The sequence below is a fragment of the Sphingomonas bacterium genome (assembly GCF_028289855.1).
Lineage (GTDB): Bacteria > Pseudomonadota > Alphaproteobacteria > Sphingomonadales > Sphingomonadaceae > Sphingomonas.
The window spans coordinates 1-24151 of sequence record NZ_JAQGKZ010000031.1; the positions used below are offsets into that span (position 1 = coordinate 1).

Consider the following 24151-nt stretch of genomic DNA (forward strand, 5'->3'; position numbering starts at 1 on the left):
AGACCGGCTGGAACTTCGCCGGCGCGACCTTCCCCGGCGCGCCTTATCCGTTGCTCGGGCATAACGACACGCTCGGCTGGACCAACACCGTCAACCGCCCCGACCTGATCGACGTCTACAAGCTCAAGCTCAACGCGGGCGGGGACCAGTACAGTTATGATGGCCAGTGGCGGCCGCTCGAAAAGCATTTGATCTGGCTGCGGGTCAAATTGTGGGGGCCGTTCGTCCTGCCGGTCCCGAAGTATGTCTATCGCGCGGTCCAGGGTCCGGTGATCGTCAACAAATCGGGTGCCTATGCGGTGCGCTATGGCGGTGCCGACCAGCTCAAGATGGTCGAGGAATATTACCGCCTGACGCGCGCGCGCGATTTCGCCGAGTGGCAGAAAGCGCTGGCGATGCAGGGCATCCCGGCGACCAATTTCCTCTACGCCGACGCCGCGGGCAACATCGCCTATTTCTACAATGCCAGCTTCCCCAACCGTAAGCCCGGGTTCGATTATTCGGGCGTGCTGCCGGGCGATACGTCGCGCGATTACGCCGCCGGGACGGCGCCGTGGAGCATGGTGCCGCGCAACGTGAACCCGGCGTCGGGCTTCCTGGTCAACGCCAATTCGACGCCGTTTCTGTCGGCCGGGCCGGGGAGCGAGCTGAAGCCGGGCGATTGGTCGCCGTTATTGGGTGTCGAGACCGACACCACCAACCGCGACAACCGCGCGCTCGAACTGATGGCGGCGACGCCGAAGGTCAGCGCCGACGCGCTCCACGCGATCAAGTTCGACACCGGGGTCAGCCGCAGCGGCTGGACCGGCAAATGGTTCGGCGACCTGCTGGCGGTGGATCCGAAGGGCGACAAGACCTTGGCCGCCGCGGTCGCGGTGCTGCGGCAATGGGACTGGAATGCCGACGGCAAGGGCCCGGCGGATTCGCTCGCGGTGATCCTGATGCGCGTTGGGCAGTCCTGGCATTACCGGCGCCAGCCCGAACCCGATGCGCGCGACGAATTGCTCAAGGCGGCGCGTTACTTGAAGGAGCATTTCGGGCGGATCGATGTCCCGCTCGGAACGGTTTTACGGCTGCGGCGCGGCAGTGTCGACTTGCCGCTGGACGGCGGGCCCGAAATTTTGCGCGCCGCATCGACCTGGGACAACGCGCCCGACGGGCGGCTGGTGGTCAATCACGGCGACAGCTTCGTGATGTTCGTGACCTGGATGAAGGGGCGGGGGGTCAGCTCGCAGTCGATCCAGCCTTATGGCGCAGCCTCGACCCGCCCGGATTCGGCGCATTATGCCGACCAAGCGAAGTGGTTCGTCCAGCATCGGCTGAAGCCGGTCCTGTTCTATTCGCGCGATTTGAAAGGCAATATCGAGCGTCTCTATCGTCCTTGACTTGCCAGCGCCTTTTCAGCGTCTTAGCCATCGGCATATCCATCGAACGGGGATCATCATGAACGCCAAAATCGTCGCGCTGTCGGGCGCCGCCTTGCTCGCCATCGCCGTGCCCACCATCGCGTGGTCGCAGACCGTGCCCCCCGCCGCCCCGGTGGCGACGCTCGCGAAGTCGGTGGACATCCCCTTCACCCAGTTCACGCTCAAGAATGGCCTCCGCGTCATCGTCCATACCGACCGCAAGGCGCCGATCGTCGCGGTCAGCGTGTGGTACAATGTCGGGTCGAAGATGGAGCCCAAGGGCAAGACCGGCTTCGCGCATCTGTTCGAGCACCTGATGTTCAACGGCAGCGAGAACGCGCCGGGCGACTTCTTCGTGCCGCTGAAGGATGTCGGCGCGACCGATTTCAACGGCACGACCTATTTCGACCGGACCAATTATTTCGAGACGGTGCCGACCCCCGCGCTCGAGCGTGCGCTGTTCCTCGAAAGCGATCGGATGGGCTATCTGACCGGCGCGATCACCCAGGGCGTGCTCGACGAGCAGCGCGGCGTCGTCCAGAACGAGAAGCGCCAGGACGATAACGAGCCGTACGGCTTGGTCGAATACAAGCAGCTCGAAGGGCTGTTCCCCGCCGGCCACCCCTATGCGCACTCGACGATCGGTTCGATGGCGGACCTCGACGCCGCCAGCCTGGCCGACGTCAAGAACTGGTTCACGACGCGCTATGGCCCGAACAACGCGGTGCTGGTGCTGGCGGGCGACATCGATGCGGCGGGCGCGAAGACGCTCGTGGAAAAGTATTTCGGCGGTATTCCGGCCGGGCCCAAGACCGTGCTGCCCGCCGCGCCTGTCCCGACACTGGCAGCGGCCAAGTACGAAACCATCAAGGATCGCGTTTCCGCCACGCGGCTGACGCGGTCGTGGGCGGTGCCGGGGCTCAACGATCCCGACAGCACCGGGCTCGATGTCGCGGCCGGGCTGCTCGGCGGAGGTGCGAGCTCGCTGCTGTACGACACGCTGGTCCGCAAGGAAGCGCTGGCGGTGCGCGTCCGCGCGAGCAATCAGAGCTTCAGCCAGGTCGGCATCTTCGAGGTCAGCGTCGATGTGCGGCCGGGTGTCGATCCCGCGGTCGTCGCCAAGCGGCTCGACGCGATCATGGCCGCGTTCCTCGCGGCCGGCCCAACCGCCGATGAGGTGCAGCGGTACCAGGTGGCGTCGATCAGCGCGCGGATGAAGGGGCTGGAAGCGGTCGGCGGGTTCGGCGGCAAGGCGGTCGCGCTGGCGTCGGGCGCGCTCTATTCGAACGATCCGGCCTTCTACAAAAAGGAGATGGCCGAACTCGCCGCCGAGACTCCGGCGAAGGTCAAGGCGGTCGCCGCCAAGTGGCTCAGCCGCCCGGTCTATGGCCTCGACATCGTCCCCGGCCCGCGCGACGCCTATGTCGATGCGGCGGCGCCCGCCGCCAAGCCAGTCAAGGCGGCCGATGACGTGCCCGTCAAGGGCACGCGCGGCGGCATCCCGACCTCCGGGTCGATCGCGAACCTGACCTTTCCGGGCGTCCAGCGCGCCAAGCTCGCGAATGGCATGACGCTGGTCTACGCGCAACGCACCGCGACCCCGGTGACGCGCGTCGTGATGAGCTTCGACGCCGGTGTCGCCGCCGACGTGCCGACCGCGCTCGGCACGCAATCGTTGACGGTGTCGGCGATGAGCGCCGGCACGACGAGCCTCGACTCGCTGCAATACGCCCAGGCGCGCGAGCGGATCGGCGCGGATATCGGCGGCGGGATCGACACCGACCGCACCGCGTTCAGCCTCGACGTGCCCAGCGCGAATCTGACGCCGGGCATCGCATTGTTCGCCGATGTGCTGCGCAACCCGGCCTTCACGCCGAGCGAGGTCGAGCGGCAGAAGAACCAGCAGCTCGCCGCCATCGGCGCCGAGCTGACCAACGCCAATGCGCTCGCCGGCCGCGCGGTCGCGCCGCTGATCTATGGTCCGGCGTCGCCCTATGCCAAATTATTCGGCGGCGGCGATCGCAACGCGGTGGCCAAGCTGACCCGCGATGACCTGATCGCGTTCCGCCAGGCCTGGCTGCGCCCCGACAAGGCGACGATGTTCGTGGTCAGCGACCGCCCGCTTGCCGAGGTCAAGGCCGCGCTCGATGCGAAGTTCGGCGACTGGCAGGCTACCGGCGCGGGCGGCACCAAGGGCGATCTGGCCGCGACCGCGCCCGCGGCGCCGAAGATCGTTCTGGTCGATCGCCCCGATTCACCGCAATCGGTGATCGTCGGCGCAGTTCCCACGAATTTGGTCGGGACCGACGAATTGCTGCCGGTCAACGCCGCCAACGACGGGCTCGGCGGCGGTTTCCTCGGTCGCATCAACATGGACCTGCGTGAGGGCAAGCATTGGTCGTATGGCGCCGGTGCCCGTTTCCAGCGTTCCGCCGGGGCGACGCCTTATATCATCTCGACCGGGGTGCAGGCCGACCGTACCGGCGATTCGATCGTCGCGATGATCGGCGACATCGGCGGCTATGTCGGCGCGCAGCCGATGACTCAGGTCGAGTACGACCGCGCCATCGCGGGCGCGATCCGGTCGTTGCCGGGCAGCTTCGAGACCTCGCGGTCGGTGCTCGGCGCGATGCAGTCGAATATTTTGTACAAGCGGCCCGACGATTATTACACGACCGTCGCGGCGCGGTATCGCGCGCTGACCTTGCCCCAACTCCGTAGCGTCATCGCGCAAAGCATCGACCCCAAACGGATCATCTGGATCGTGGTCGGCGACGCCAAGACGGTGCGCCCACAGCTTGACAAGATCGGCCTGCCTGTCGAGGTCGTCCCCGCGGCGTCGCTCGGCGCGCGCTAAAAGGGATTCGGGAGAGAAGAAATGGCAGTCGACGGCACCTATGAAACGGTCGTGAAGTCGCCGATGGGCGACCAGAAGGCGACGCTGACAGTGAACAGCAACGGCAGCACCTGGACCGGCACCCAGGCTGGCGCGATGGGCACCGCAGAGATCACCGACGGCACGGTCGACGGCAACACGATCAAATGGTCGATGTCGATCACCGTGCCGATGCCGATGACGCTGACCAACGAAGCGACGGTCGATGGCGACACGATCACCGGGACGGTGACCGCGGGCGCGTTCGGCAGCTTCCCGCTGACGGGAACGCGGGTCGGCTGAGCGCAGCTTCGTATGACATGAAAAGGGCCCGCTTCGTTTCACGCGAGGCGGGTCTTTTTCTTATCGTCACCCCGGACTTGTTCCGGGGTCCAACGCGCCTCAAGCCGCATGCCATGCGGATGGTTGGATGCCGGAACACGTCCGGCATGACGGTTTGATTAGAGGTCGCGCTTGAGTCGCGTGACGTGGCCCATCTTTCGGCCAGGCCGCGCGTCGCCTTTGCCGTACAGGTGCAAGTGCGCGCCGGGCTCGGCGAGGATTGCGACCCAATCGTCGGCGGCGTGGCCGATCAGATTTTGCATCTCGACAGCCGGTGCGGTCAGCGCGGTGTCGCCGAGCGGCAGGCCGCAGATCGCGCGGATGTGGTTTTCGAACTGGGAGCAGACCGCGCCTTCGATCGTCCAATGCCCCGAATTGTGCACGCGTGGTGCAAGCTCGTTGAGCACCGGGCCGCCGGCGGTGGCGAAGAATTCGCACGTCAGCACACCGACATAATCGAGCGTGTCGGCGATCCGCCCGGTCAGCGCGGCGGCGACGCCCCATTGCGCGGCGATCTCGGCGGGGGCGGGGAGCGACGAGGTGGCGAGGATGCCGTCGGTGTGCCGGTTCCACGGCGGCGGATAGCTGACCATCGCGCCTTCGGCGCCGCGCGCGAGGATGATCGAGAATTCGTGGGTGAAATCGACCACGCCTTCGAGGATCGCGGGGCGCTGGCCGATGTCGCGCCATGCGGCATCGGCGTCGGCGGCGGATTCGATCCGCACTTGCCCCTTGCCGTCATAGCCGAGCCGCAACGTCTTGAGGATCGCCGGCGCGCCGATCTCGGCCAGCGCCGCCTGCAGTTCGTCGAGGCTCGCCACGCGCCGCCACGGCGCGGTGCGCCCGCCGATGCCGTCGATGAACGCCTTCTCGCTCGCGCGGTCCTGCGCGATCGCCAGCGCGGCGGGGGCGGGGTGGACGGGCACTTTGGTCGAGAGATAATCGACCGGCTCGATCGCGATATTCTCGAACTCGTAGGTCACGACGTCGCACTTCGCCGCCATCTCGTCGAGCACGATGCGGCTGTGATAATCGGCGCGGGTGAAGCTCGACGCCGATTGCGCCGCGACGCTTTCGGCATCGGGCGCGAGGACATGGGTGTGATAGCCGAGTTGCGCCGCGGCGCTCGCCAACATCCGCCCGAGTTGGCCGCCACCCAGAATGCCGATCGTCGATCCGGGCGGAAGCATCGTCATTCGGGGTCGGTCGCGACGCTGTCGGTCTGTTTCGCGCGCCACGCCTTGAGCCGCTCGGTCAGCGCGGGGTCCGAGGTCGCTAGGATCGCAGCTGCGAGCAGCCCGGCGTTGATCGCCCCGGGCTTGCCGATCGCGAGCGTGCCGACGGGTACCCCACCGGGCATCTGGACGATCGAATAGAGGCTGTCGGCGCCCTTCAGCGCCTTCGATTCGACCGGCACGCCGAGCACCGGGAGGTGCGTCATCGACGCCGCCATGCCGGGCAGATGAGCCGCGCCGCCTGCGCCGGCAATAATGACCTTGAGCCCGCGATCGGCGGCCCCGGTCGCGTAATCGTACAGCCGCTGCGGCGTGCGATGCGCCGACACCACTTTGGTTTCGTGCGGCACGCCCAGTTCGGTCAGCGCATCGGCGGCGTGGCGCATCGTCTCCCAGTCGGAGGTGCTGCCCATGATGATGCCGACCAGCGGTTCCATCGCGGCGCGTTAGCGGTCGGGACCGCGAAGGGCAACTGGCGCGCGCGCGCGTGAGGCCTTAGGATCGCGAGCATGAGCGAAGAGAAATCGAACACGAAACGCAACAGCGCGCTGCTGGGACTGGCGGCGATCGTGGCCGTCGCGGGATCGGGCGTGGCAATCGCGCGCACGGTGCGCGCGAGGGTCGATCGCGGGCGGCGCGACCGGGGGCTGTCGTTCGGCACCGCGCGCGTCCACGGCGCGGTGCTGCATTTCGCGCGGAGCGGGCGCGGGCCGGCGCTGATCCTGCTCCACGGCTTCCCGCAGGACTGGAGCGAGTGGCGCCCGATCATCGGCCGGCTGGCGCGGCGCTATACCGTCGTCGCGGTCGATCTCCGCGGGATCGGCCAGTCGACCGCCGGGTCGAACCGGTTCGACGCCGCGACGATGGCGGCCGACGTCCACGAACTCGCCGCCGCGCTCAAGCTCGACCGGCCATACGTCGTCGGGCACGATCTCGGCGGGATGGTCGCGCATGCCTATGCCCGGCTGTTCCCGAAGGATCTGCGCGGCGCGATGATCCTCGATGTGCCGGTACCCGGGCTCGACGGCTGGGACGACGCGGTGAGCGGGTCGGGGGCGTGGCACGTCGGGTTCCTGCAGACGCCCGACCTGCCCGAGACGATCGTCGCGGGGCGACACGCCGCGTTCCTCGGCCACTTCCTCGCCATGGGGGACCATTCGGACGAGCAGATCGCCGAGGCGCTCAAGGGCTATGCATCGCCCGCGCAATTCCACGCCGCGTGCGAGATGTACCGCGCGTTTCCCGACAATGCGGCGTTCGGGGAAGAAAAGCGCGGGCTCAACGATGTCCCGGTCGTCTACGGTACCGGCGACGGCTCGCCCTTCGCGGGTCTCGCCGACCGCATCGTCGCCGCGCTCAAGGATAGCGGCTTCACCGACGTGACGCCCGCGACGGTGCCCAACGCGGTGCACTACCTTGTCGCTGACAATCCCGATGGCGTCGCGGCACTAATCGAGCAGCACGCCTAATCCGCCGTCGTCGGATCGATCACGTTGCGCACTTCGGAAATCGAATTGGCCGGGAAGCCGGCGGTTTCGGCATGCTGCCTGATCAGGTCGGCCGACGGCGCGCGATAGATGCAATAGATCTTGTCGTCGGTTACGTAGCTGTGCACCCATTGGATGTCGGGGCCGAGGTCGCGCAGCACGTTGCACGAGGTTTGCGACGCGCCCTTCAGGTCCGCGGCGCTGGCCCCGCCGATCCCCGGCATGTCCCGTTCGATGACGAATTGCGGCATGGCGATTCTCCTTCGCGGGATTGGTGCGTCGGGCGAAGGCGAAATTATTGGACGGAAACGACCCTCAACGCTCGCTCAGATAATAGCGGTCGGTCGCCGCCAAATTGTCGTCCAGCTCGTACACGATCGGCTGCCCGGTCGGAATTTCCAGGCTGGTGATCTCGTCGTCGGGGATGCCCGACAGATGCTTGACCAGAGCGCGGAGCGAATTGCCGTGCGCGGAAATCAGCACGCGCTGGCCGTCCGTGAGCGCGGGGGCGATCCGGCCGTCCCAATAAGGCAGGACGCGCGCGATCGTGTCCTTCAGACTCTCGGTCGCCGGGATCGCGATGCCCGCATACCGCCGGTCCTTCGACAGATCGTACTCGCTTCCGGCCTCCAGCGGCGGCGGCGGGATGTCGAAGCTGCGGCGCCAGATGTGGACCTGATCGTCGCCATGCTTCGCCGCGGTCTCCGCTTTGTTGAGCCCGGTCAGCCCGCCATAGTGCCGCTCGTTGAGCCGCCAGTCCTTCTCGACCGGCAGCCACAGCCGCCCCATCGCCTCGAGCGCGATGTTCAGCGTCTTGATCGCGCGCGTCTGGAGCGAGGTGAAGCACTGGTCGAAATCGAGCCCCTTCGCCGCCATCAACTCGCCCGCGACCCGCGCTTCCTCGGCTCCCTTCGCGGTCACATCGACGTCCCACCAGCCGGTGAAGCGGTTCTCCAGGTTCCACGCCGACTGGCCGTGGCGGATCAGGACGAGGGTGGGCATCAAGCAACTCCGTTCAGGCTGAGCTTGTCGAAGCCCTGTCTTTTCTTCACCGGGCGGGTAGAAAAAGAACAGCCCTTCGACAAGCTCAGGGTGAACGGAGGTTGGGATGATCGTGCGGCAGACCATCGTGTATGACGGCCCCGGCGGCCCGTTCGAGGGCGTCATGGCGTATGACGACGAGGTCGAAACCGCGCGGCCCGGCGTGCTCGTCGTGCCCAACGTGCTGGGACAGAAGGAAGCCGACAACGTTCACGCGGAGAACCTCGCCAAGCTCGGCTATGTCGGCTTCGCCTGCGACGTGTACGGCCAAGGCAAGCGCACCACGCGCGGGTCCGACCAGGGCAAGTATATGGCCGAGATGCAGGCCGACCGTGCGTTGCTCCGCGACCGGCTGGCGGCGAGTCTGGCGACGCTGAGGAAGTTTCCGTTCGTCGATCCGGCTAGGGTAGCGGCGTACGGCTATTGCTTCGGCGGCAAGTGCGTCCTCGACATGGCGCGCGCGGGGCTGGATTTTCTCGGCGGGGTCAGCTTCCATGGCGTGTACGACCGCCCAGGCTACGACAATGTCGTCCCGATCAAGCCCAAGCTGCTGGTCTGCCACGGCTGGGACGACCCGATCGGCCCGGCGGAGTCGGTGGTAGCCTTGGCCAAGGAACTGACCGATGGCCAGGCTGACTGGCAAATCCACGCTTATGGTGGCGCCGGGCATGCCTTCACCGATGTGGACCTGAAAGGTCTGACGATCATGCCGGGCGTCGGATATGACGAGAAGGCCGACCGGCGGAGCTGGGAAGCGGCGAAGGATTTTCTGGGGGAGTTGTTTGGGTAGCTCCTCGCGGTCAGCGCTTTCCTCGTGGCGCCGTTCGCCGCGGTGTTGACGGTGGTTTGGGAGGCGTCGCCGCGGGGACTTTTCCGCGCGCGCGGAATTGAGGCTCGAACAATGTTGTCATCTCCGCCGGCTGGCCGTCCGCGTTCAGTGCCGGCGTGAGCGGTATTTGTCCGGCAACCCGACAGGCGCCCAGATCGGCGGCGTCGTCCCCCGACGAGCGATAGATGCGGCACAACAGCAATTTACCCTCAGCGGAGACGTCCACATCAAGCATGGGCGGCGGTGTGGACGGGCTGGCCGGCGCGTCGATCATCAGATCTGCAAGGTTTTGCGGCGCCGCTCTGCGTTGATAGGGGCGCCATCCGGGGGGTGCCGGTGCCGGCGGCGCGCCGATATATTCGCCACCCTTGCTCACGCTCATATACGACACGAGCAATTTGACGACGCCGCCGCTCTTCGTGCCGTCTTTTGTCAACCCGTGAATAAAACGACCCCGCTTCCCGAGAATAGCGCAGAGCAGCTCGGACGGCACAGGCCCGCTCGACCACTCGAGCCGGCAATCGGTGATTTGATCGTTGCCCGAGACGGTAATGACAACGCTGAACTGGACCCCACGGCCGTATGTTGCGGCGTACAACGCGTCGGTATCTGCATGCGTCAGCCAATCCTTGACGTCGCCGACGGGCATTGCCGCGCGGAAGCTCGTCGTGTCGTCGGAAGATGCCGCCAGCCCGACGATCCGTTCCATATTGGCCGATTGAGCGGTCGCTGCCGCGGGCGCAAGTACCGCCGCGGCTGTAGTGAGCAATGTAAGCCGCAAATCGAGCCCCCCAAAAGTTCCTAAATCCCGTCGATCACCTCTTCGACCGTCTCCAGCATCGCCACCGCCAGCGCCTTCGACCTTTCCGGCGACCATCCGAACTCCGCATCGGGGTTCGGGTCATGGTCCTTGAACGGCATTTCCAGCGTCATCGCGACCGCGCCGAAGCGTTCGGCGAGCTGGTTGGTCGACATCGTCAGATTGGCCTTGCCCGGCGCCGATTTGTCATAGCCCTTTTCGGTCTGGAACTCGGGCGTACGCGCCGCGAGGCGGCGGCCGAAATCGTAGAATTTCTCGCCGAGTGCGTCGGTCCAGCTCGGAATGCCCTCGAACCCCGCGAGGAAGTTTGCCGGGATGGCCTCGTCGCCATGGACGTCCATCGCCAGCTTGCACCCCGTCGCATCCATCGCGTCGCGGACCAGCTTGACCTCGGGGCTCTTCTCCATCGACGGCGTGTGCCATTCGCGGTTGAGGTTGATCCCCGCGGCGTTGGTGCGCAAATGCCCGCGGAAGGTGCCGTCGGGGTTCATGTTGGGAACGACGTAAAAGGTGCACTTCGCCTTGACCGCGTCCGCCGCCGGGCTGGTCAGCCATTCGAGCGCGCCCTCCATCCACCATTCGGCCATGCTCTCACCGGGGTGCTGGCGGGCGTAGAGCCAGACCGGCTTGTCGCCCGATCCGATCGTCAGCAGGTCGATCGCGCGGCCGTCTAGACTGTGGCCGAGCTCGCGGTGCGCGACACCAGGCATCGCGGCGTATGTCGCAATCAGCGCTTCGTGCTGCTCCATCGTATACGGCGCGAAATAGGCGAACCAGGCGAGCGGCGAGTCCGATTGCCAATCGAATTCGAGCACACCGCCCTGATACCGAGTCTCGATCATCCGCCACGCCACGCGATCGGTCGACGCGCGCGTCTTGTACCCCGGCCAGCCGAACGGATAGGCCGATCCCCCGGCGTTGAGGATACGGAAGGTCAGTTTGCGCCCGGCGGCATTGGCCAGCCGGAACGAGAACCATTGGTAGAAATCCGAATCCTTGTCCTTGACGATCTCGAGGTCGATTCGGTCCCCCTCGATCGCGATCAGCTCAATGTTGCCGCCATCGAAGGCGGAGGTGATGGCAATTGGGGTCTCGGTCATTTGACCGTAATAGTCCGACCCGATTCGCCGGGGAACCCCGTGAACATCGCTTTCGCAAGCTTTGCCGGCACGGCGTTGGCGTCGCCGGTGCCGGCGCGGCGGATCAGGCGAGTCTGCGCCTTGCCTTCCCACACGCCCGAGTCGCCGGCGCGGCGATTGATCCGGACGGACAGCGTTGCGGCGATGTCGTCGCGCCACTCGCGCTTCCCGATCGGGATACCGCCACCGACGCCGACATCGACGCCGCCACCGCGGCCATAGCTGCCGCCGCCGACGCCGAGGCCGAGCGTGAACGGCGCCGGGCCGCGCACCGATCGCGTGTCGCTGCGGAACCCGATCCGCGCGACGAAGGTGGAGCCGGCGCCCGCCGGCACGACGGTGTAACCCTGCGCGGTCAGCGCATCGCCGACCGCTGCCGCATAGCTCTGGAAGGCGGGCCCGTCGTTGACGCCCTCCTCGGGCGCCAGGCTGATCGTGCCGCGTTCGACCGCGTCGGCGCGGAACCGCGTCACCTCGGTCGGGAACACGGGCGCCGCCGTCGTGCAGCCGGTCATTGCCAATGCCGCTATCAATACCGCCTTGCGCATGTTCTTTTCCTTCTCGTTGCACTCGTGCAACGCATCGCCGCCGAGTCCGTTTCGTGGCCCCGCGCGGGTTGACTTCGCCCGACCCCCACTATAGGCGCGCCGCTTCCAGTTTTCACCGATAAAGCAAGCAAAGCGCGCTCCCATGAAGATTCGCAATTCACTCAAGTCGCTCAAGGACCGTCATCGCGACAACCGCGTGATCCGTCGCCGCGGCCGCACCTATGTCATCAACAAGACCAACCGCCGCTTCAAGGCCCGCCAGGGCTGAGCGAAATGGCCTCGCCGACGTCGGTCATTTTCGACGTCGGCCGTGTCCTGTTCGATTGGAACCTGCGGTTCCTGTACGAGCGTCTCATCCCCGACGATGAGGCGCTCGATGCGTTTCTGCGCGATGTCGTCACGCCCGAATGGCATTTTCAACACGATGCTGGGCGCTCCTTCGCCGACACCTCGACCGAACTGACTGCGGAGCATCCGCACCACGCCGAGTTGATCGCCGCGCTCGCCCCGCAATTCAACGAGACGATCGGCCCCGCAATACCCGGCATGACCGAATTGGTCGCCGATCTTCACGCGGCAGGCGTGCCGCTCTACGCGATCACCAATTTCTCCGGCGAATTCTGGCCGCCGTTCCGCGCGCGCGAGGCCGAATTCTTCGCGCCGTTCCGTGATGTGGTGGTGTCGGGCGACGAGAAACTGGTGAAGCCCGATGCCGCCATCTACCGCCTCGCGCTGGAGCGGTTTGGACTCGAGCCTGAAGAAGCGGTGTTCATCGACGACAATGTGGCGAACGTGGTAGGGGCGAATGCGTTGGGCATCCATGCTTTGCTGTTCACCGGCGAGCCCAAACTGCGCACCGACCTTCGAGACCTGGGCTTCGCGCTCTAATTAGCCGTCATCCTGAACTTGTTTCAGGATCCAACGCGCAACAACCTACGCCGTCGCCGGTGGCGCGATGGATGCTAAAACGAGTTCAGCATGACGGATGGGGGTCAGCCATACCCCTTCAACTCATCCCCGACGATACGCACGACGTGGATCACGTTGGTCGATCCCGGCGTCTTGAACGGCACGCCAGCCATCAGGATCACGCGGTCGCCGGCGATGGCCAGCTTGTGGCGCAGCACCATGCGCTTGGCCTTGGCGACCATGTCCTCGAACGAATCGACGTCGCGCGTATGGACGGCATAGGCACCCCACAGCAGGCCGGATCGGCGCGCCGTGTCCATCCGTGGGGTCAGCACCATGATCGGCACGCCGGGCCGCTCGCGCGCGATGCGTCGCGCGGTCGAGCCCGAGCTGGTGAAGCACACGATTGCGGCGGCATCGACCGTCCTGGCGATGTTCTTGGCGGCTTCCGACAGCGCGTCGGCGGTGGTCGGGTCGGAGCGCACGACGGTGAAGTGGATGCGGTCGCCATGCATCGGGTCGCTTTCGACCGCTTCGCCGATCGCGTTCATCATCGCGACCGATTCGATCGGCCATTTGCCCGCGGCGCTTTCCGCCGAGAGCATGATCGCGTCGGCGCCGTCATAGATCGCGGTGGCGACGTCAGACACTTCGGCGCGGGTGGGGGAGGGGCTCTCGATCATCGATTCGAGCATTTGCGTCGCGACCACCACGGGCTTGCCCTGGCGCCGCGCGGTTTCGACGATTCGCTTCTGCAACGGCGGCACGGTCTGCGGCGGCAGCTCGACGCCCAGATCGCCGCGCGCGACCATCACGCCGTCGCAGGCCTCGATGATCTCTTCGAGCCGCTCGATCGCGGCGGGCTTCTCGATCTTGGCGAGCAGTGCCGCCTTGCCGCCGATCAGCTTGCGCGCCTCGGCGAGATCCTCGGGGCGTTGGACGAAGCTGAGCGCAATCCAGTCAACGCCCTGATCGACTGCGAACGCCAGGTCGCTGCGGTCCTTCTCGGTCAGCGCCGCCATCGGCACGACGACGTCGGGGACGTTGAGCCCCTTGTTGTTGGAGAGCGGCCCGCCGACCTCGACGTTTGTCACGATCCGTTTATCGTCGTGCTCGATCACGCGCAGCACCAGCTTGCCGTCGTCGAGTAACAACCGCGCGCCCGATTCCATCGCTTCGAATATCTCGCGATGCGGCAATTCGACGCGAGTCGCATCGCCCGGCGTCTTGTCGCGGTCGAGCGTGAAGGTGGAGTCGGTGACGAGCTCGACCTTGCCGCCCTCGAACTTGCCGACGCGGAGTTTCGGCCCCTGCAGATCGGCGAGGATCGTCGTCGGGCGGCCGTATTTCTTTTCGAGGCTTCGGATCGCCTCGATCACCGCGACCTTCGACGCCTGATCGCCGTGGCTCATGTTGACGCGGAACGCGTCGGCGCCGGCCTCGTAGAGCTTGGCGATCATCTCGGCGGTGTTGCTCGCGGGGCCCAGTGTCGCGAGGATGCGGACCTTGCGCGAGCGGGGGGCGATCGACTTGGTCATGCGGCGTGGGCGTCCTCGGCTTGTGCGCTCCTGCCTCTACCCCCTATCGCGTCGCGATCAACCTTGGAGCATTCGTATGGATAGCCTCGACCAGATCGACGACGCGGCCGCCGCGCAGGCGTTCCGCCGGCTGATCCGCCATCTGCGCCATCGCAGCGATGCGCAGAATGTCGACTTGATGGGGCTCGCCGGGTTCTGCCGCAATTGCCTGTCGGACTGGATTGGCGAGGCGGCCGGGATCGACAAGGCGGTCGCGCGCGAGGCGATCTACGGCATGGCGTACGATCAGTGGAAGGCGACGCATCAGGCCGAGGCGACGCCCGAGCAATTGCGGCGAATGGAAGAAAGCGTCGCGAAGAATGCGTGACGAATCGGATCGCTTCGGGCATCGGCTGCGCTTCATCGCAATTTTTTAGCAGCGGCGCCGGCAACCGTCGGCGTACCGCGGATATGGGGATGTATGGCTGACGAAGAACGTGGCGAAGGCATGGGCGGCGGGCGCGTCGCGGCGGACGAACTGCGGTTGCTGATCGAACGCGCCGAGCGGCTCGAGGAAGAAAAGCGCGGCATCGCCGACGACATCAAGGACGTTATGGGCGAGGCCAAGAGCCGCGGTTACGACACCAAGGCGATTCGCAAGATCCTGGCGATTCGCAAGAAGAAGAAGGACGAGTATCAGGAGGAGGAAGCGATCCTCGAAACGTACCTCCACGCGCTGGGTATGATCTGATCCTGTCCGGCTCCCCGCGCACGACAAATCGGCCATGAACGCCGCGCCCTATGACGCGATCGTCCTCGGCGCGGGCGCGGCGGGGATGATGGCGGCGGCGGTCGCGGGGCAGCGGGGCGTTCGCGTGCTGCTCGTCGATCACGCCGACGAGCCGGGTAAGAAGATCCTGATTTCGGGCGGCGGGCGGTGCAATTTCACCAATGTGCACGCCGCGCCCGACCGCTTCCTGTCGGCCAACCCGCATTTCGCGCGGTCGGCGCTGGCGCGCTACACCCCGGTGGATTTCATCGCGCTGGTCGATGGCTATCGCATCGCGTGGCACGAAAAGACGCTGGGGCAATTGTTCTGCGACGGATCGGCGCGGCAGATCGTGACGATGCTGCGTAACGAATGCGCGGGCGGCGGGGTCGATTGGTCGCTGGGTGAGAGCGTCGATGAGCTCGACCATGCCGACGGGCAGTTCCGGGTGAGGATCGGGCGCAAGACCGCGACCGCGCCGAAACTGGTGCTGGCGACCGGTGGCCCGTCGATCCCGCAAATGGGCGCGACCGGGTTCGCCTATGACGTCGCGCGCCGTTTCGGCCTCAAGGTGGTCGAGCCGCGTCCGGCGCTCGTCCCGCTGACACTCGGCGGCGACGAGACGCTGTTCCGCACGCTCTCCGGCGTGTCGGCGGACGTGGTCGCGTCGGCAGGCAAGGGCAGTTTCCGCGAAGCCGCACTGTTCACGCATCGCGGGCTGTCGGGGCCGGCGATCCTGCAAGCGTCGTCTTATTGGCGGCACGGCGAGGCCGTCGCGATCGACTTTACGCCCGATCGAGCAGCCGGCTGGCTGGCAAGCGAAAAGCGCGCCCGTCCGCGCGCGACGCTGCGGTCGGCGATCGGCCAGGCGCTGCCCGGTCGCCTAGCCGAGGCGCTGGCCGACCGGATCGCGCTCGACGGCAACCTCGCCGATTTGACCGACAAGGCGCTGGCCGAGGCCGAAGCGCGGCTGTCGGCGTGGCCGTTCCATCCCAACGGCACCGAAGGCTTCGCCAAGGCCGAAGTGACGATCGGCGGCATCGCCACCGACGCGCTGTCGCAAACCACGTTCGAGGCGAAGGCGGTGCCGGGGCTGCACGTCATCGGCGAGGCGGTCGACGTCACCGGCTGGCTCGGCGGGTATAATTTCCAATGGGCCTGGGCGTCCGGCGTCGCCTGCGGGAAGAGTCTTTGATTGGTCGCGGCACCAGCCCGCTCCCCCACCCGATCGCCCATAGAATAAACTGATTTGGGCGGTCGGGTGGGGGAGCGGGCTGGTGCCGCCCCTCGCCGAGAGGCGAGCAAGAAAATCGCGCTCTTTGACCCCTCGCGCGACCCGGTTTACAGACCCCGCCACAACGCCAACGAGGACCCAATGGCAGGCCATTCGAAATACAAGAACATCATGTACCGCAAGGGCGCACAGGACAAGAAGCGCTCGGGCGCGTTTTCCAAGCTCAGCCGCGAAATCACCGTCGCGGCGAAGATGGGCTTGCCCGATCCCGACATGAACCCGCGGCTGCGGGCGGCGGTCAATGCCGCCAAGGCGCAGTCGATGCCCAAGGACAATATCCAGCGCTCGATCGACAAGGCGTCGAAGGGCGACGCGGAGAATTACGAGGAAATCCGTTACGAGGCGTTCGGCCCCGGCGGCGTCTCGCTGATCGTCGAGACGCTGACCGACAACCGCAACCGCACCGTCACCAACGTGCGCACCGCGATTTCGAAGAACGGCGGCAACCTCGGCGCGCCGGGATCGGTCAGCCACGGCTTCGACCGGATGGGGTTGATCACCTATCCGGCCAAGGCGGGCGACGACGAAAAAGTGTTCGAGGCCGCGCTGGAGGCCGGCGCAGAGGACGTGTCGTCGAGCGAGGACGGCCACGAAATCTGGACCGCGCAGGGCGATTTGCACGAAGTCGCCAAGGCGCTCGAACCGGTGCTGGGGGAGGCGGAAGGCGCGAAGCTCGCGTGGCGTCCGCAAACGATGGTCGAGGTCGACGAGAAGGACGCGAGCACGCTGTTCAAGCTGATCGACGCGCTCGACGACGACGACGACGTCCAGACCGTGTGGGGCAATTACGAAGTGCCGGACGCGGTGATGGAGAAGCTCGGCTAACGTTTGGGGGACGGTGATCGGGGGGAGGGGGGACGTGCACGCTTTCGATTACATCTCGGTGCTGTTGTCCTTCGTGTTCGCCGCCGCGGTCACGCATGTGCTGGCGACGGCGGGCGACATCACGATAGGGTTCAAGCGGGTCGATTTTTCCTGGCTCAACGCCGGCTGGATGTTCGTCTCGCTGCTTTCGGTCACTGCATGGTGGATCGGCGTGTGGGATTTACGCGGGATCGGCGTGTGGTCGATGCCGGTGATCGGGTTCTTCTTTACCGTCGGCTGTCTGTTGTATCTTTTGGTGCGACTGGTTTGCCCGCGGATTCCGAGCGATGGTCCGATCGATCTCGAATCATTCCACCGTACCGAAGGGCGCAAATATATCAGCGCGTATTTCCTGCTCACGCTGGTGACGATCGGCACCAATTCGTTCTTTTCCGGCGGCATTCCGATCTGGGTAACGCAGAACTATGCCGTCGTCCCGATGGCGCTCGCCAGCCTTGCCGCTGCGGTCTTCGCGTCGATACGCTGGGTTCAGACCGTTGCGATAGTCGTGATCGTCGCGATGTGGGTGTGGTATTTTGTCGCGCTGCAGCCGGCAATGACGGGATGATCATTCTCGGTCTCGACCCCGGGCTCGGTACGACCGGCTGGGGGCTGATCCGCGCCGAGGGCAACCGGCTGTCGCACCTCGCCAACGGGCACGTGAAGACCGATGCGAAGGACAGCCTGGCGCGGCGCCTGGCGCACCTCGACAGCCAGCTCGCTGCGCTGATCGCCGATCACGCGCCCGACGCGGCGGCGGTCGAGGAAGTGTTCGTCAACATGAACCCGCAATCGACGCTCAAGCTGGGCCAGGCGCGCGGCGTCGTGCTACTCGCGGTCGCGCGCGCCGGGATCGAACCCGGCGAATATGCCGCGCGGCTGGTCAAGAAGGCCGTGGTCGGGGTCGGCAGCGCGGAGAAGCCGCAAGTCCACGCGATGGTCGCGCGGCTGCTGCCCGGCGTGACGATCGCCGGAGCGGACGCGGCCGATGCGCTCGCGGTCGCGATTTGCCACGCGCATCATGTGGCGTCGGCGCGCCGGCTGGGCTGATCGAGCACTTTCCTACATTCGGCGTTCCTGTTAGGTTCCGCGTGATGCGCACTCTTTCCGTCAGCTTCGTTCACCACCGCCGCATGTCGCGAGCTGATGCGTCGCGGCGGTTTGCAGCCGGTCCCATGGCCACTGCGAACATTGGGAACATTCGCGAATGACTCGGCTGTGATCGCGCACCTCAAGGGACGCCTCGAAGCGACCGGCATCGACCACGCGGTGATCGATGTCGGCGGGGTCGGCTATCTGGTCGCGGTGTCGGCCAAGACGCTCGCGGCGATCGGCCCGGTCGGCGAGGCGGCGACGCTGTTCACCGAGATGCTGGTGGCGGAGGATTCGATCCGCCTGGTCGGCTTCGCGCGGCCCGATGAGCGCGACTGGTTCCGCTTGCTGACCGGGGTACAGGGCGTCGGCGCGCGCGTCGCGCTCGCGATCCTGTCGGTGCTCGAACCGGTCGATTTGGCGCGCGCTATCGCCGCGCAGGACAAGGCCACGGTCGGCCGCGCCAACGGCGTCGGGCCCAAGCTCGCTGAGCGCATCGTGCGCGAATTGAAGGACAAGGCCGGCGGTGTGATCCCCGGCGGCCTGACGCCGGTGTCGGCGGCGAGCGGCGCGGCGTCGGACGCGGTGTCGGCGCTGCTCAATCTCGGCTTCCGGCCGGCCGAGGCGAATGCGGCGGTCGGCGCGGCGGAGGAGGAGCTTGGCGCGAGCGCGGGACTGGACGCGTTGGTGCGGCTGGCGCTGCGGAAGGCGGCGAAGTGATGCTGCGTGTTGCTTTGCCGATTATGGCCATAGGTCTTGCGACGATACCGGCGTCACTTGGCGCCCAAAAAATGTACCCGCCTGGAATTATCGACTCTGCCTGGTGGCCTGATCTGATCGACGACGAGCCGCGCTTGTGGCAGCTCGGTCGGCTTCAAGGTTTCAAGACGCGATATCGTTTGGCGATCGCCGGCATTAACCGCTTACGTGCGCTCGTCCGCATCGACGAAAAGCATGACGGCAGCGGCATAGGCCGTGTCGCCTTGGTGCGCCGATCGGATCCGGGTCGCAGCCTCGACCTCATTGCCGATGCCGATCGGACCTTCCGCGTTTCGGCGAAAGACATGGCACTGCTCCGCACGCGGATCGCTGCAGCGAACTTGTGGTCAATCGGACCCGAGGAGCACTGGTACGTCAAGGACGACATTTGCCTCGACGGTGAACAACTAGCGTTCGAAAGGCTCGATGCCGACGGCTACCGCTTCTCGGAAGCCAACGCGCAATGTACCGCGCCACCTGTCTTGCTCGTCGTCGCGCAAACGATGATCGAGCTATCGGGCGAACGCCGCGCGCTCGGGTTGCTGCAATGAGTGAGAACCGAACGCGTCGCGCGACTTGCCAGTGCGGCCAGCTCACGGTCGCCTGCACCGGCGACCCCGTGCGCATTTCGACGTGTCATTGCCTCGACTGCCAGCGGCGTTCGGGCAGTTCGTTCGCCGCGCAAGCACGCTTCCCCGCTGAAAACGTCACCATCACCGGCGAATCGCGGCATTGGACGCGGTTCGGCGACGAAGGCGGCCAGGGCGACATGTATTTCTGCCCGACCTGCGGTTCGAACGTCTTCTACCGCCTTCCTGCCGAGCCCGAGCTCGTCGCGGTCGCGATCGGCGCCTTCGCCGATCCGTCATTCCCGCCGCCGCATTATTCGGTCTACGAGGGCCGCAAGCACGCCTGGGTCGAGATCGTCGGCGACGGCATCGATCGCTATTCATGACCGCGCGGCACCAAAAGAGGGTCGGGTAGATGGAAGTCGAAGTCAGCGCCGAGGCCAAGGACAAGCGGCTCAACCGCCTTGTCGCGATCACCGTGGTCGTACTGTCGGTGTTCATGGGGCTGTGCGGGATCAAGGACGGCAATATCGTCCAGGGGATGCAGGCGGCGCAGGCGTCGTCGGTCGACACGTGGAACGAATATCAGGCCGCGCGCACCAAACAGCATATCGCCGAGGCGACGCGCGCAGAGATCGCGCTGCTCGCCACCGACCCGGCCAAGGCCGCGCCGGTGCTCGCCGGGTACGACCGCGACATCGCCAAATATGCCGCCGAGGCGCCGAAGCTGGCGGCGGACGCCAAGGCGCAGTCCGACGCGTACGACGCGCTCAACGTCCATGACGACCAGTTCGACGCCAGCGACGCCGCGATCTCGACCGCGATCTCGGTCGCGGCGGTGGCGGCGCTGGCCGAGGCCGGGTGGCTGCTCGGGGTGGCGTGGGTGTTCGGCGCGTTCGGGATGTTCATGGGGCTGTGCGGGTTTTTCGGGTGGGGGTTCCATCCGGCGGTGCTGAGCGGGTTGCTCGGGTGACCGATGACCAACGCCTCCTAGCGCCCGTGCGGCGCATCATTCGGCCGCTGTGGATCGCCAGCGCCGCGCTAATTGGCGTGCTGGAGGCATCACCTGCGTCGGCGTGTATGGAATCCGCTGGCCACATGAGCGTATTCTTTGCGTCGAGGCCAGCCAAAGTGCCTCCCGAAATCGTCGTGCTTAAGGTCGAGGCGCCCGCCGATGCCAAAGATATCGGCGGCATGGACGTTGCGCTGCTTGAGTCTGCCGACGGCGTGCGCGGCATGACGCGGGTTAGAGTTCTGGTCGAGACGCATTCGCAAGACTGCAAAGAATATAATTTAGGTTTGGTTGGACGCCCGGCCTACATTTTTGGCAATTACGAGCGGATAAAGAACGGGCCAGTTTTTTTTAGAGCGCGCTGGTTGCCAACCCAATATCCCATCAGGCGACGTGGCAGCCCTTGGGAATCCTACGTTGTTGATCCCGCCTATCTGCCAGCACCAGAAAAGAAATGACCGACGACGACCGCCTCCTCGCGCCGCTGCGCAAGCCCGACGACGTCGATGCCGCGCTGCGCCCCAAGACGCTCGACGAGTTCGTCGGGCAGAAGGCGGCGCGCGAAAACCTCCGTGTGTTCATCGCGGCGGCCAAGGCGCGCGGCGAGGCGCTCGACCATGTGCTGTTCTTCGGGCCGCCGGGGCTCGGCAAGACAACGCTCGCGCAGATCGTCGCGCGCGAGATGGGGGTGGGGTTCCGCGCGACATCCGGGCCGGTCATCGCCAAGTCGGGCGACCTCGCCGCGTTGCTGACCAATCTCGAGGATGGCGACGTGCTGTTCATCGACGAGATCCACCGGCTCGCGCCCGCGGTCGAGGAAATCCTCTACCCGGCGATGGAGGACCGCGCGCTCGATCTGATGATCGGCGAGGGGCCGTCGGCGCGCTCGGTGCGGATCGACTTGCCGCGCTTCACTTTGGTCGGCGCGACGACGCGGCAGGGGTTGCTGACGACCCCGTTGCGCGATCGCTTCGGCATCCCTGTGCGGCTCAATTTCTACACCGTCGACGAGCTCCAGCGCGTCGTCACCCGCGCCGCCAGCCTGCTTGACCTCCACGTCGCCCCCGACGGCGCACAGGAGATTGCGCGGCGCGCGCGCGGCACGCCGCGTATCGCCGGGCGGCTGCTGCGCCGGGTGCGCGACTTCGCGCATGCCGCCGGGCACGAAACGGTCGATGCTGCGGCGGCCGACGCCGCGCTGACTCGGCTCGAGGTCGACAAGCTTGGGCTCGACGCGATGGACCGGCGCTATCTGACGATGATCGCCGATATCTATCGCGGCGGCCCGGTCGGTGTGGAGACGCTCGCGGCGGGCTTGAGCGAGCCGCGCGACACGATCGAGGAGGTGATCGAGCCGTATCTGATCCAGCTCGGCCTAGTCGCCCGCACCGCGCGCGGACGCTGTCTCAACGCGGGCGGCTGGAAGCATCTCGGGCTCAATCCGCCCAAGGATGTGCAGGACGGGTTGTTCGATCAGCCCCCGATCAAATAGACCGCCAACCCCGCGGTTCCGCCGAACAGGAACGCGACCAGGATCCCCACGATCCCCGACACGAAACCGCCTTGGCGGCGCTTGGCGAAGGCGGCGCGCTGGCCCGGCTTGCCCAGCTTGAGCTCGATGAACCCCGCCAGCGCGCCGCCGATCGCGGTCAGCACCATCGTCACCAGCGCGCCCAACGGCCGGTGTGCCACCGTCGCCAGGATCGCCGGAATGATCACCGCGAACGGTGCTGCCATCAGCAAGGCCGCGGTCAGCTTGGCGGTATCGACTGATTCCTTGTGGACCGGCGCGACGGTGATCAGGTCGGGCGCGTCCTCGGCCGATACGGTCAGCCAGGCGAGGCTGCCCGCCAACTGAGTCGCGACCAGCACGCTCGCGAAGGCGAGGCTCGGCGCGAACAGCTTGCCGCCGCCCTGCATCGCGCCCAGCACGATCGGCGCCATATAGACCAGCCGCAACACCATCTGAAATAGGAGCGCGGGATCGCGCGCGAGCAGCCGCCATTCCTTCGCCAGCACCGACCGGAACAGCCCGGCGTGGAACAGCCGCGCGGTCGCCTTGCCCGTCGGTTTCGAGCGCGACAGCGTCATCGTCGCATCCTGATACCCGCTCAGGAACAGCCGCCGCAGCACCAGCCCGGCGCCCGCGAAGAGCCCGATGCCCACGACCAGCATGACCGTGAGCGACAGCACATCGCCGAACGCGGCGTGGCCTGGGATGCCGCTCCACCCGATATAGCCCAACCCGCGTTCATGGAATTCGCGGAAGGTCCGCTCGATCGACGATTCGCGGCCATGCTGCCCACGGTTCAGCTGGGAGATCAGGAAGATCGCGCCGCCCAGCATCGCGGCGGAAACTTGCCCGACGGTCCGTGCGGCGCGCGGTCCGGCAAGCTTCGCCAACACCAACGTGATCGCGATGCCAACCGCCGACGCCGTCATCGCCAGCGCCGCCAGCACGCCCGCTACGCCGAGCAGCCCGGGATGCCCCAGCACCGCAACGGGTACCGCCAAGGGCAGGATCAGCAGCGCATAGACGGTCACGATCGCCCCGGCGATCCCGACCAGCTTGGCGAGCAGCACCGTCCGCCCGTCGATCGGCGCGGTGAACATCAGGTCGAGGTCGCGGCGCTCGTACAAGGTCTGCTGGCTGCCCAGGATCGCCTGCGTCGTCATGAACGACAGCATTACGACGACAGCGGCGAGCACACCGGTCCCGACCCAGGCGGTGAACGGAATCGGCACGTCCATCAGCCCCCAGGCGATGAAACACCCGCCCGCAAGCCACAGCCCGCCGAGCGCCAGCCCGAGCCACGCCGCCCATCCCTTGCTGCGGCCGCGCCACGCCAGCCGCAGCTCGTGCCGCGCCAGCCAGGCGAACGATCCGGGCGCGAGCGCCGCCATCAACCGCCGCTCGTCAGGCGGATGAAAGTGTCTTCCAGCGTCATCCCCTCGGTCCCCGCGCGGTCGCGCAGTTCGTCGAGCGTTCCCTCCGCCAGCAACTTGCCACCGCCGATGATGCCGATCCGGTCGGCCATTCGCTCGGCGACCTCCAGTATGTGCGTGGTGACGATCACCGTCTTGCCGCGCGCGACTTGCTCGGCGAGCGCGTCCTTGACCGCGCGCGCCATCGCCGCGTCGAGCCCGGTCAGCGGCTCGTCAAGGATCAGGAGCTTGGGATCGTGGATCAGTGCGGCGGCCAGCGCGACCTTCTGTTTCATGCCGCGCGAAAAGCCTTCGCAGCGCGTGTCGCGCTCGTCCCACAGATCGAGCCAGTGGAGCAGCCGCTCGGCTTCCTCCGCCGCGACGTGCGGGTCCATCCGCCACAGCCCGGCGACGAAGGCGAGATATTCGAGCGGGCTGAGCTTGTCGTACAGCATCGGCTCGTCGGGCAGCCACGCGGTGATCGCCTTGGCGGCGAGCGGATCGGCGCGCGCATCGACGCCGAAAATCTCGATGCTGCCCGCGTCGGGCCGGGTCAGCCCGACCGCCATGCGAAGTGTCGTGGTCTTGCCCGCGCCGTTGGGGCCGAGCAGCGCGTAAAGCTGGCCGGCGGCGATCTCTAGATCGAGTCCGGTGATGACGGGTTTGTCGAACGCCTTGGAAAGGCCGCGAATCTTGAGGGCAGGGGTCATGCGGCGGTG

29 protein-coding genes are annotated in these 24151 nt (G+C 66.5%); 19 read left to right on the forward strand and 10 right to left on the reverse strand.

What is annotated here, in order from left to right; translation table 11 throughout:
* The 3 genes from JWM94_RS02400 to JWM94_RS02410 all read left to right on the forward strand — a co-directional run.
* On the forward strand, positions 1-1385 hold a 1385-nt coding region (locus JWM94_RS02400), incomplete at its 5' end, for a penicillin acylase family protein (protein ID WP_299420987.1).
* 58 nt (positions 1386-1443) lie between these two features.
* Complete coding sequence (locus JWM94_RS02405; protein ID WP_299420991.1) at positions 1444-4263, forward strand: pitrilysin family protein; 2820 nt, start codon at positions 1444-1446, stop codon at positions 4261-4263.
* Between the two features lie 21 nt (positions 4264-4284).
* Positions 4285-4584 (forward strand): hypothetical protein, encoded by a 300-nt coding sequence (locus JWM94_RS02410; RefSeq protein ID WP_299420995.1) that lies wholly within the window; start codon positions 4285-4287, stop codon positions 4582-4584.
* Between the two features lie 158 nt (positions 4585-4742).
* On the opposite strand, the gene JWM94_RS02415 is transcribed toward JWM94_RS02410, so the two are convergent.
* Complete coding sequence (locus JWM94_RS02415; RefSeq protein ID WP_299420998.1) at positions 4743-5819, reverse strand: 5-(carboxyamino)imidazole ribonucleotide synthase; 1077 nt, start codon at positions 5817-5819, stop codon at positions 4743-4745.
* Complete coding sequence (gene purE / locus JWM94_RS02420; protein ID WP_299421003.1) at positions 5816-6295, reverse strand: 5-(carboxyamino)imidazole ribonucleotide mutase; 480 nt, start codon at positions 6293-6295, stop codon at positions 5816-5818. The genes JWM94_RS02415 and purE overlap by 4 nt, the downstream gene beginning before the upstream one ends.
* 72 nt (positions 6296-6367) lie before the next feature.
* Here purE and JWM94_RS02425 point away from each other — a divergent pair, with 72 nt between their 5' ends.
* Entirely contained in the window at positions 6368-7327 is a 960-nt protein-coding gene (locus JWM94_RS02425) for an alpha/beta hydrolase (protein ID WP_299421007.1), read from the forward strand.
* Here JWM94_RS02425 and JWM94_RS02430 read toward each other — a convergent pair.
* Complete coding sequence (locus JWM94_RS02430) at positions 7324-7596, reverse strand: DUF4242 domain-containing protein (protein ID WP_299421011.1); 273 nt, start codon at positions 7594-7596, stop codon at positions 7324-7326. The genes JWM94_RS02425 and JWM94_RS02430 overlap by 4 nt on opposite strands.
* Positions 7597-7660: 64 nt before the next feature.
* Positions 7661-8347: a 2,3-diphosphoglycerate-dependent phosphoglycerate mutase gene (gpmA, locus tag JWM94_RS02435; RefSeq protein ID WP_299421015.1), complete on the reverse strand. Its 687-nt coding sequence runs from the start codon at positions 8345-8347 to the stop codon at positions 7661-7663.
* A 106-nt stretch (positions 8348-8453) separates the two neighbouring features.
* On the opposite strand from gpmA, the gene JWM94_RS02440 reads away from it, so the two are divergent.
* A complete protein-coding gene (locus tag JWM94_RS02440; RefSeq protein WP_299421019.1) occupies positions 8454-9176 on the forward strand; it encodes a dienelactone hydrolase family protein in 723 nt (240 codons plus the stop codon).
* 10 nt (positions 9177-9186) lie between these two features.
* Here the strand turns inward: JWM94_RS02440 and JWM94_RS02445 are convergent, their stop codons facing one another.
* From JWM94_RS02445 to JWM94_RS02455, 3 genes are all read right to left on the reverse strand, one after another.
* The gene (locus JWM94_RS02445) at positions 9187-9924 is read right to left on the reverse strand and encodes a hypothetical protein (protein WP_299421024.1); all 738 of its coding nucleotides are present in this window, start codon (positions 9922-9924) and stop codon (positions 9187-9189) included.
* A 92-nt stretch (positions 9925-10016) separates the two neighbouring features.
* On the reverse strand, positions 10017-11135 hold the full coding sequence (locus JWM94_RS02450) for a M14-type cytosolic carboxypeptidase (protein ID WP_299421028.1): 1119 nt from the start codon (positions 11133-11135) through the stop codon (positions 10017-10019).
* The gene (locus JWM94_RS02455; protein WP_299421032.1) at positions 11132-11722 is read right to left on the reverse strand and encodes a DUF4136 domain-containing protein; all 591 of its coding nucleotides are present in this window, start codon (positions 11720-11722) and stop codon (positions 11132-11134) included. Before JWM94_RS02455 ends, JWM94_RS02450 begins: the two co-directional genes overlap by 4 nt.
* Before the next feature lie 142 nt (positions 11723-11864).
* On the opposite strand from JWM94_RS02455, the gene ykgO reads away from it, so the two are divergent.
* A complete protein-coding gene (gene ykgO / locus JWM94_RS02460) occupies positions 11865-11990 on the forward strand; it encodes a type B 50S ribosomal protein L36 (protein WP_003046794.1) in 126 nt (41 codons plus the stop codon).
* A gap of 5 nt (positions 11991-11995) precedes the next feature.
* Positions 11996-12610: an HAD family phosphatase gene (locus JWM94_RS02465; RefSeq protein ID WP_299421037.1), complete on the forward strand. Its 615-nt coding sequence runs from the start codon at positions 11996-11998 to the stop codon at positions 12608-12610.
* Positions 12611-12714: 104 nt separating this feature from the next.
* On the opposite strand, the gene pyk is transcribed toward JWM94_RS02465, so the two are convergent.
* Complete coding sequence (gene pyk, locus JWM94_RS02470) at positions 12715-14169, reverse strand: pyruvate kinase (protein WP_299421041.1); 1455 nt, start codon at positions 14167-14169, stop codon at positions 12715-12717.
* A 76-nt stretch (positions 14170-14245) separates the two neighbouring features.
* On the opposite strand from pyk, the gene JWM94_RS02475 reads away from it, so the two are divergent.
* The 12 genes from JWM94_RS02475 (at position 14246) to ruvB (ending at position 21999) form a co-directional block, all read left to right on the forward strand.
* On the forward strand, positions 14246-14536 hold the full coding sequence (locus tag JWM94_RS02475; protein ID WP_299421045.1) for a DUF1244 domain-containing protein: 291 nt from the start codon (positions 14246-14248) through the stop codon (positions 14534-14536).
* A 120-nt stretch (positions 14537-14656) separates the two neighbouring features.
* The gene (locus tag JWM94_RS02480) at positions 14657-14899 is read left to right on the forward strand and encodes a DUF2312 domain-containing protein (RefSeq protein ID WP_299421134.1); all 243 of its coding nucleotides are present in this window, start codon (positions 14657-14659) and stop codon (positions 14897-14899) included.
* Between the two features lie 34 nt (positions 14900-14933).
* Positions 14934-16112 (forward strand): NAD(P)/FAD-dependent oxidoreductase, encoded by a 1179-nt coding sequence (locus JWM94_RS02485; protein WP_299421049.1) that lies wholly within the window; start codon positions 14934-14936, stop codon positions 16110-16112.
* Between the two features lie 180 nt (positions 16113-16292).
* The gene (locus JWM94_RS02490; RefSeq protein ID WP_299421053.1) at positions 16293-17036 is read left to right on the forward strand and encodes a YebC/PmpR family DNA-binding transcriptional regulator; all 744 of its coding nucleotides are present in this window, start codon (positions 16293-16295) and stop codon (positions 17034-17036) included.
* 34 nt (positions 17037-17070) lie between these two features.
* Positions 17071-17643 carry a hypothetical protein gene (locus JWM94_RS02495; protein WP_299421056.1) on the forward strand — a complete coding sequence of 191 codons (573 nt, stop codon included), beginning with the start codon at positions 17071-17073 and terminating at the stop codon, positions 17641-17643.
* Positions 17640-18125 (forward strand): crossover junction endodeoxyribonuclease RuvC, encoded by a 486-nt coding sequence (gene ruvC, locus JWM94_RS02500; RefSeq protein WP_299421060.1) that lies wholly within the window; start codon positions 17640-17642, stop codon positions 18123-18125. The genes JWM94_RS02495 and ruvC overlap by 4 nt, the downstream gene beginning before the upstream one ends.
* Before the next feature lie 168 nt (positions 18126-18293).
* Entirely contained in the window at positions 18294-18887 is a 594-nt protein-coding gene (ruvA, locus tag JWM94_RS02505) for a Holliday junction branch migration protein RuvA (protein ID WP_299421064.1), read from the forward strand.
* Positions 18884-19477: a hypothetical protein gene (locus tag JWM94_RS02510; RefSeq protein ID WP_299421069.1), complete on the forward strand. Its 594-nt coding sequence runs from the start codon at positions 18884-18886 to the stop codon at positions 19475-19477. Before ruvA ends, JWM94_RS02510 begins: the two co-directional genes overlap by 4 nt.
* Positions 19474-19881, forward strand: coding sequence for a GFA family protein (locus JWM94_RS02515; protein ID WP_299421073.1), 408 nt, complete (start codon positions 19474-19476; stop codon positions 19879-19881). The genes JWM94_RS02510 and JWM94_RS02515 overlap by 4 nt, the downstream gene beginning before the upstream one ends.
* Positions 19882-19910: 29 nt before the next feature.
* Positions 19911-20468: a DUF4337 domain-containing protein gene (locus JWM94_RS02520; RefSeq protein ID WP_299421075.1), complete on the forward strand. Its 558-nt coding sequence runs from the start codon at positions 19911-19913 to the stop codon at positions 20466-20468.
* Positions 20465-20965, forward strand: a complete 501-nt coding sequence (locus JWM94_RS02525; protein WP_299421078.1) for a hypothetical protein — start codon at positions 20465-20467, stop codon at positions 20963-20965. The genes JWM94_RS02520 and JWM94_RS02525 overlap by 4 nt, the downstream gene beginning before the upstream one ends.
* The gene (gene ruvB, locus JWM94_RS02530) at positions 20962-21999 is read left to right on the forward strand and encodes a Holliday junction branch migration DNA helicase RuvB (protein ID WP_299421080.1); all 1038 of its coding nucleotides are present in this window, start codon (positions 20962-20964) and stop codon (positions 21997-21999) included. Before JWM94_RS02525 ends, ruvB begins: the two co-directional genes overlap by 4 nt.
* On the opposite strand, the gene JWM94_RS02535 is transcribed toward ruvB, so the two are convergent.
* Positions 21981-23411: a hypothetical protein gene (locus JWM94_RS02535; RefSeq protein WP_299421082.1), complete on the reverse strand. Its 1431-nt coding sequence runs from the start codon at positions 23409-23411 to the stop codon at positions 21981-21983. The genes ruvB and JWM94_RS02535 overlap by 19 nt on opposite strands.
* The gene (locus tag JWM94_RS02540) at positions 23411-24142 is read right to left on the reverse strand and encodes an ABC transporter ATP-binding protein (RefSeq protein ID WP_299421085.1); all 732 of its coding nucleotides are present in this window, start codon (positions 24140-24142) and stop codon (positions 23411-23413) included. Before JWM94_RS02540 ends, JWM94_RS02535 begins: the two co-directional genes overlap by 1 nt.
* Positions 24143-24151: the final 9 nt, after the last annotated feature.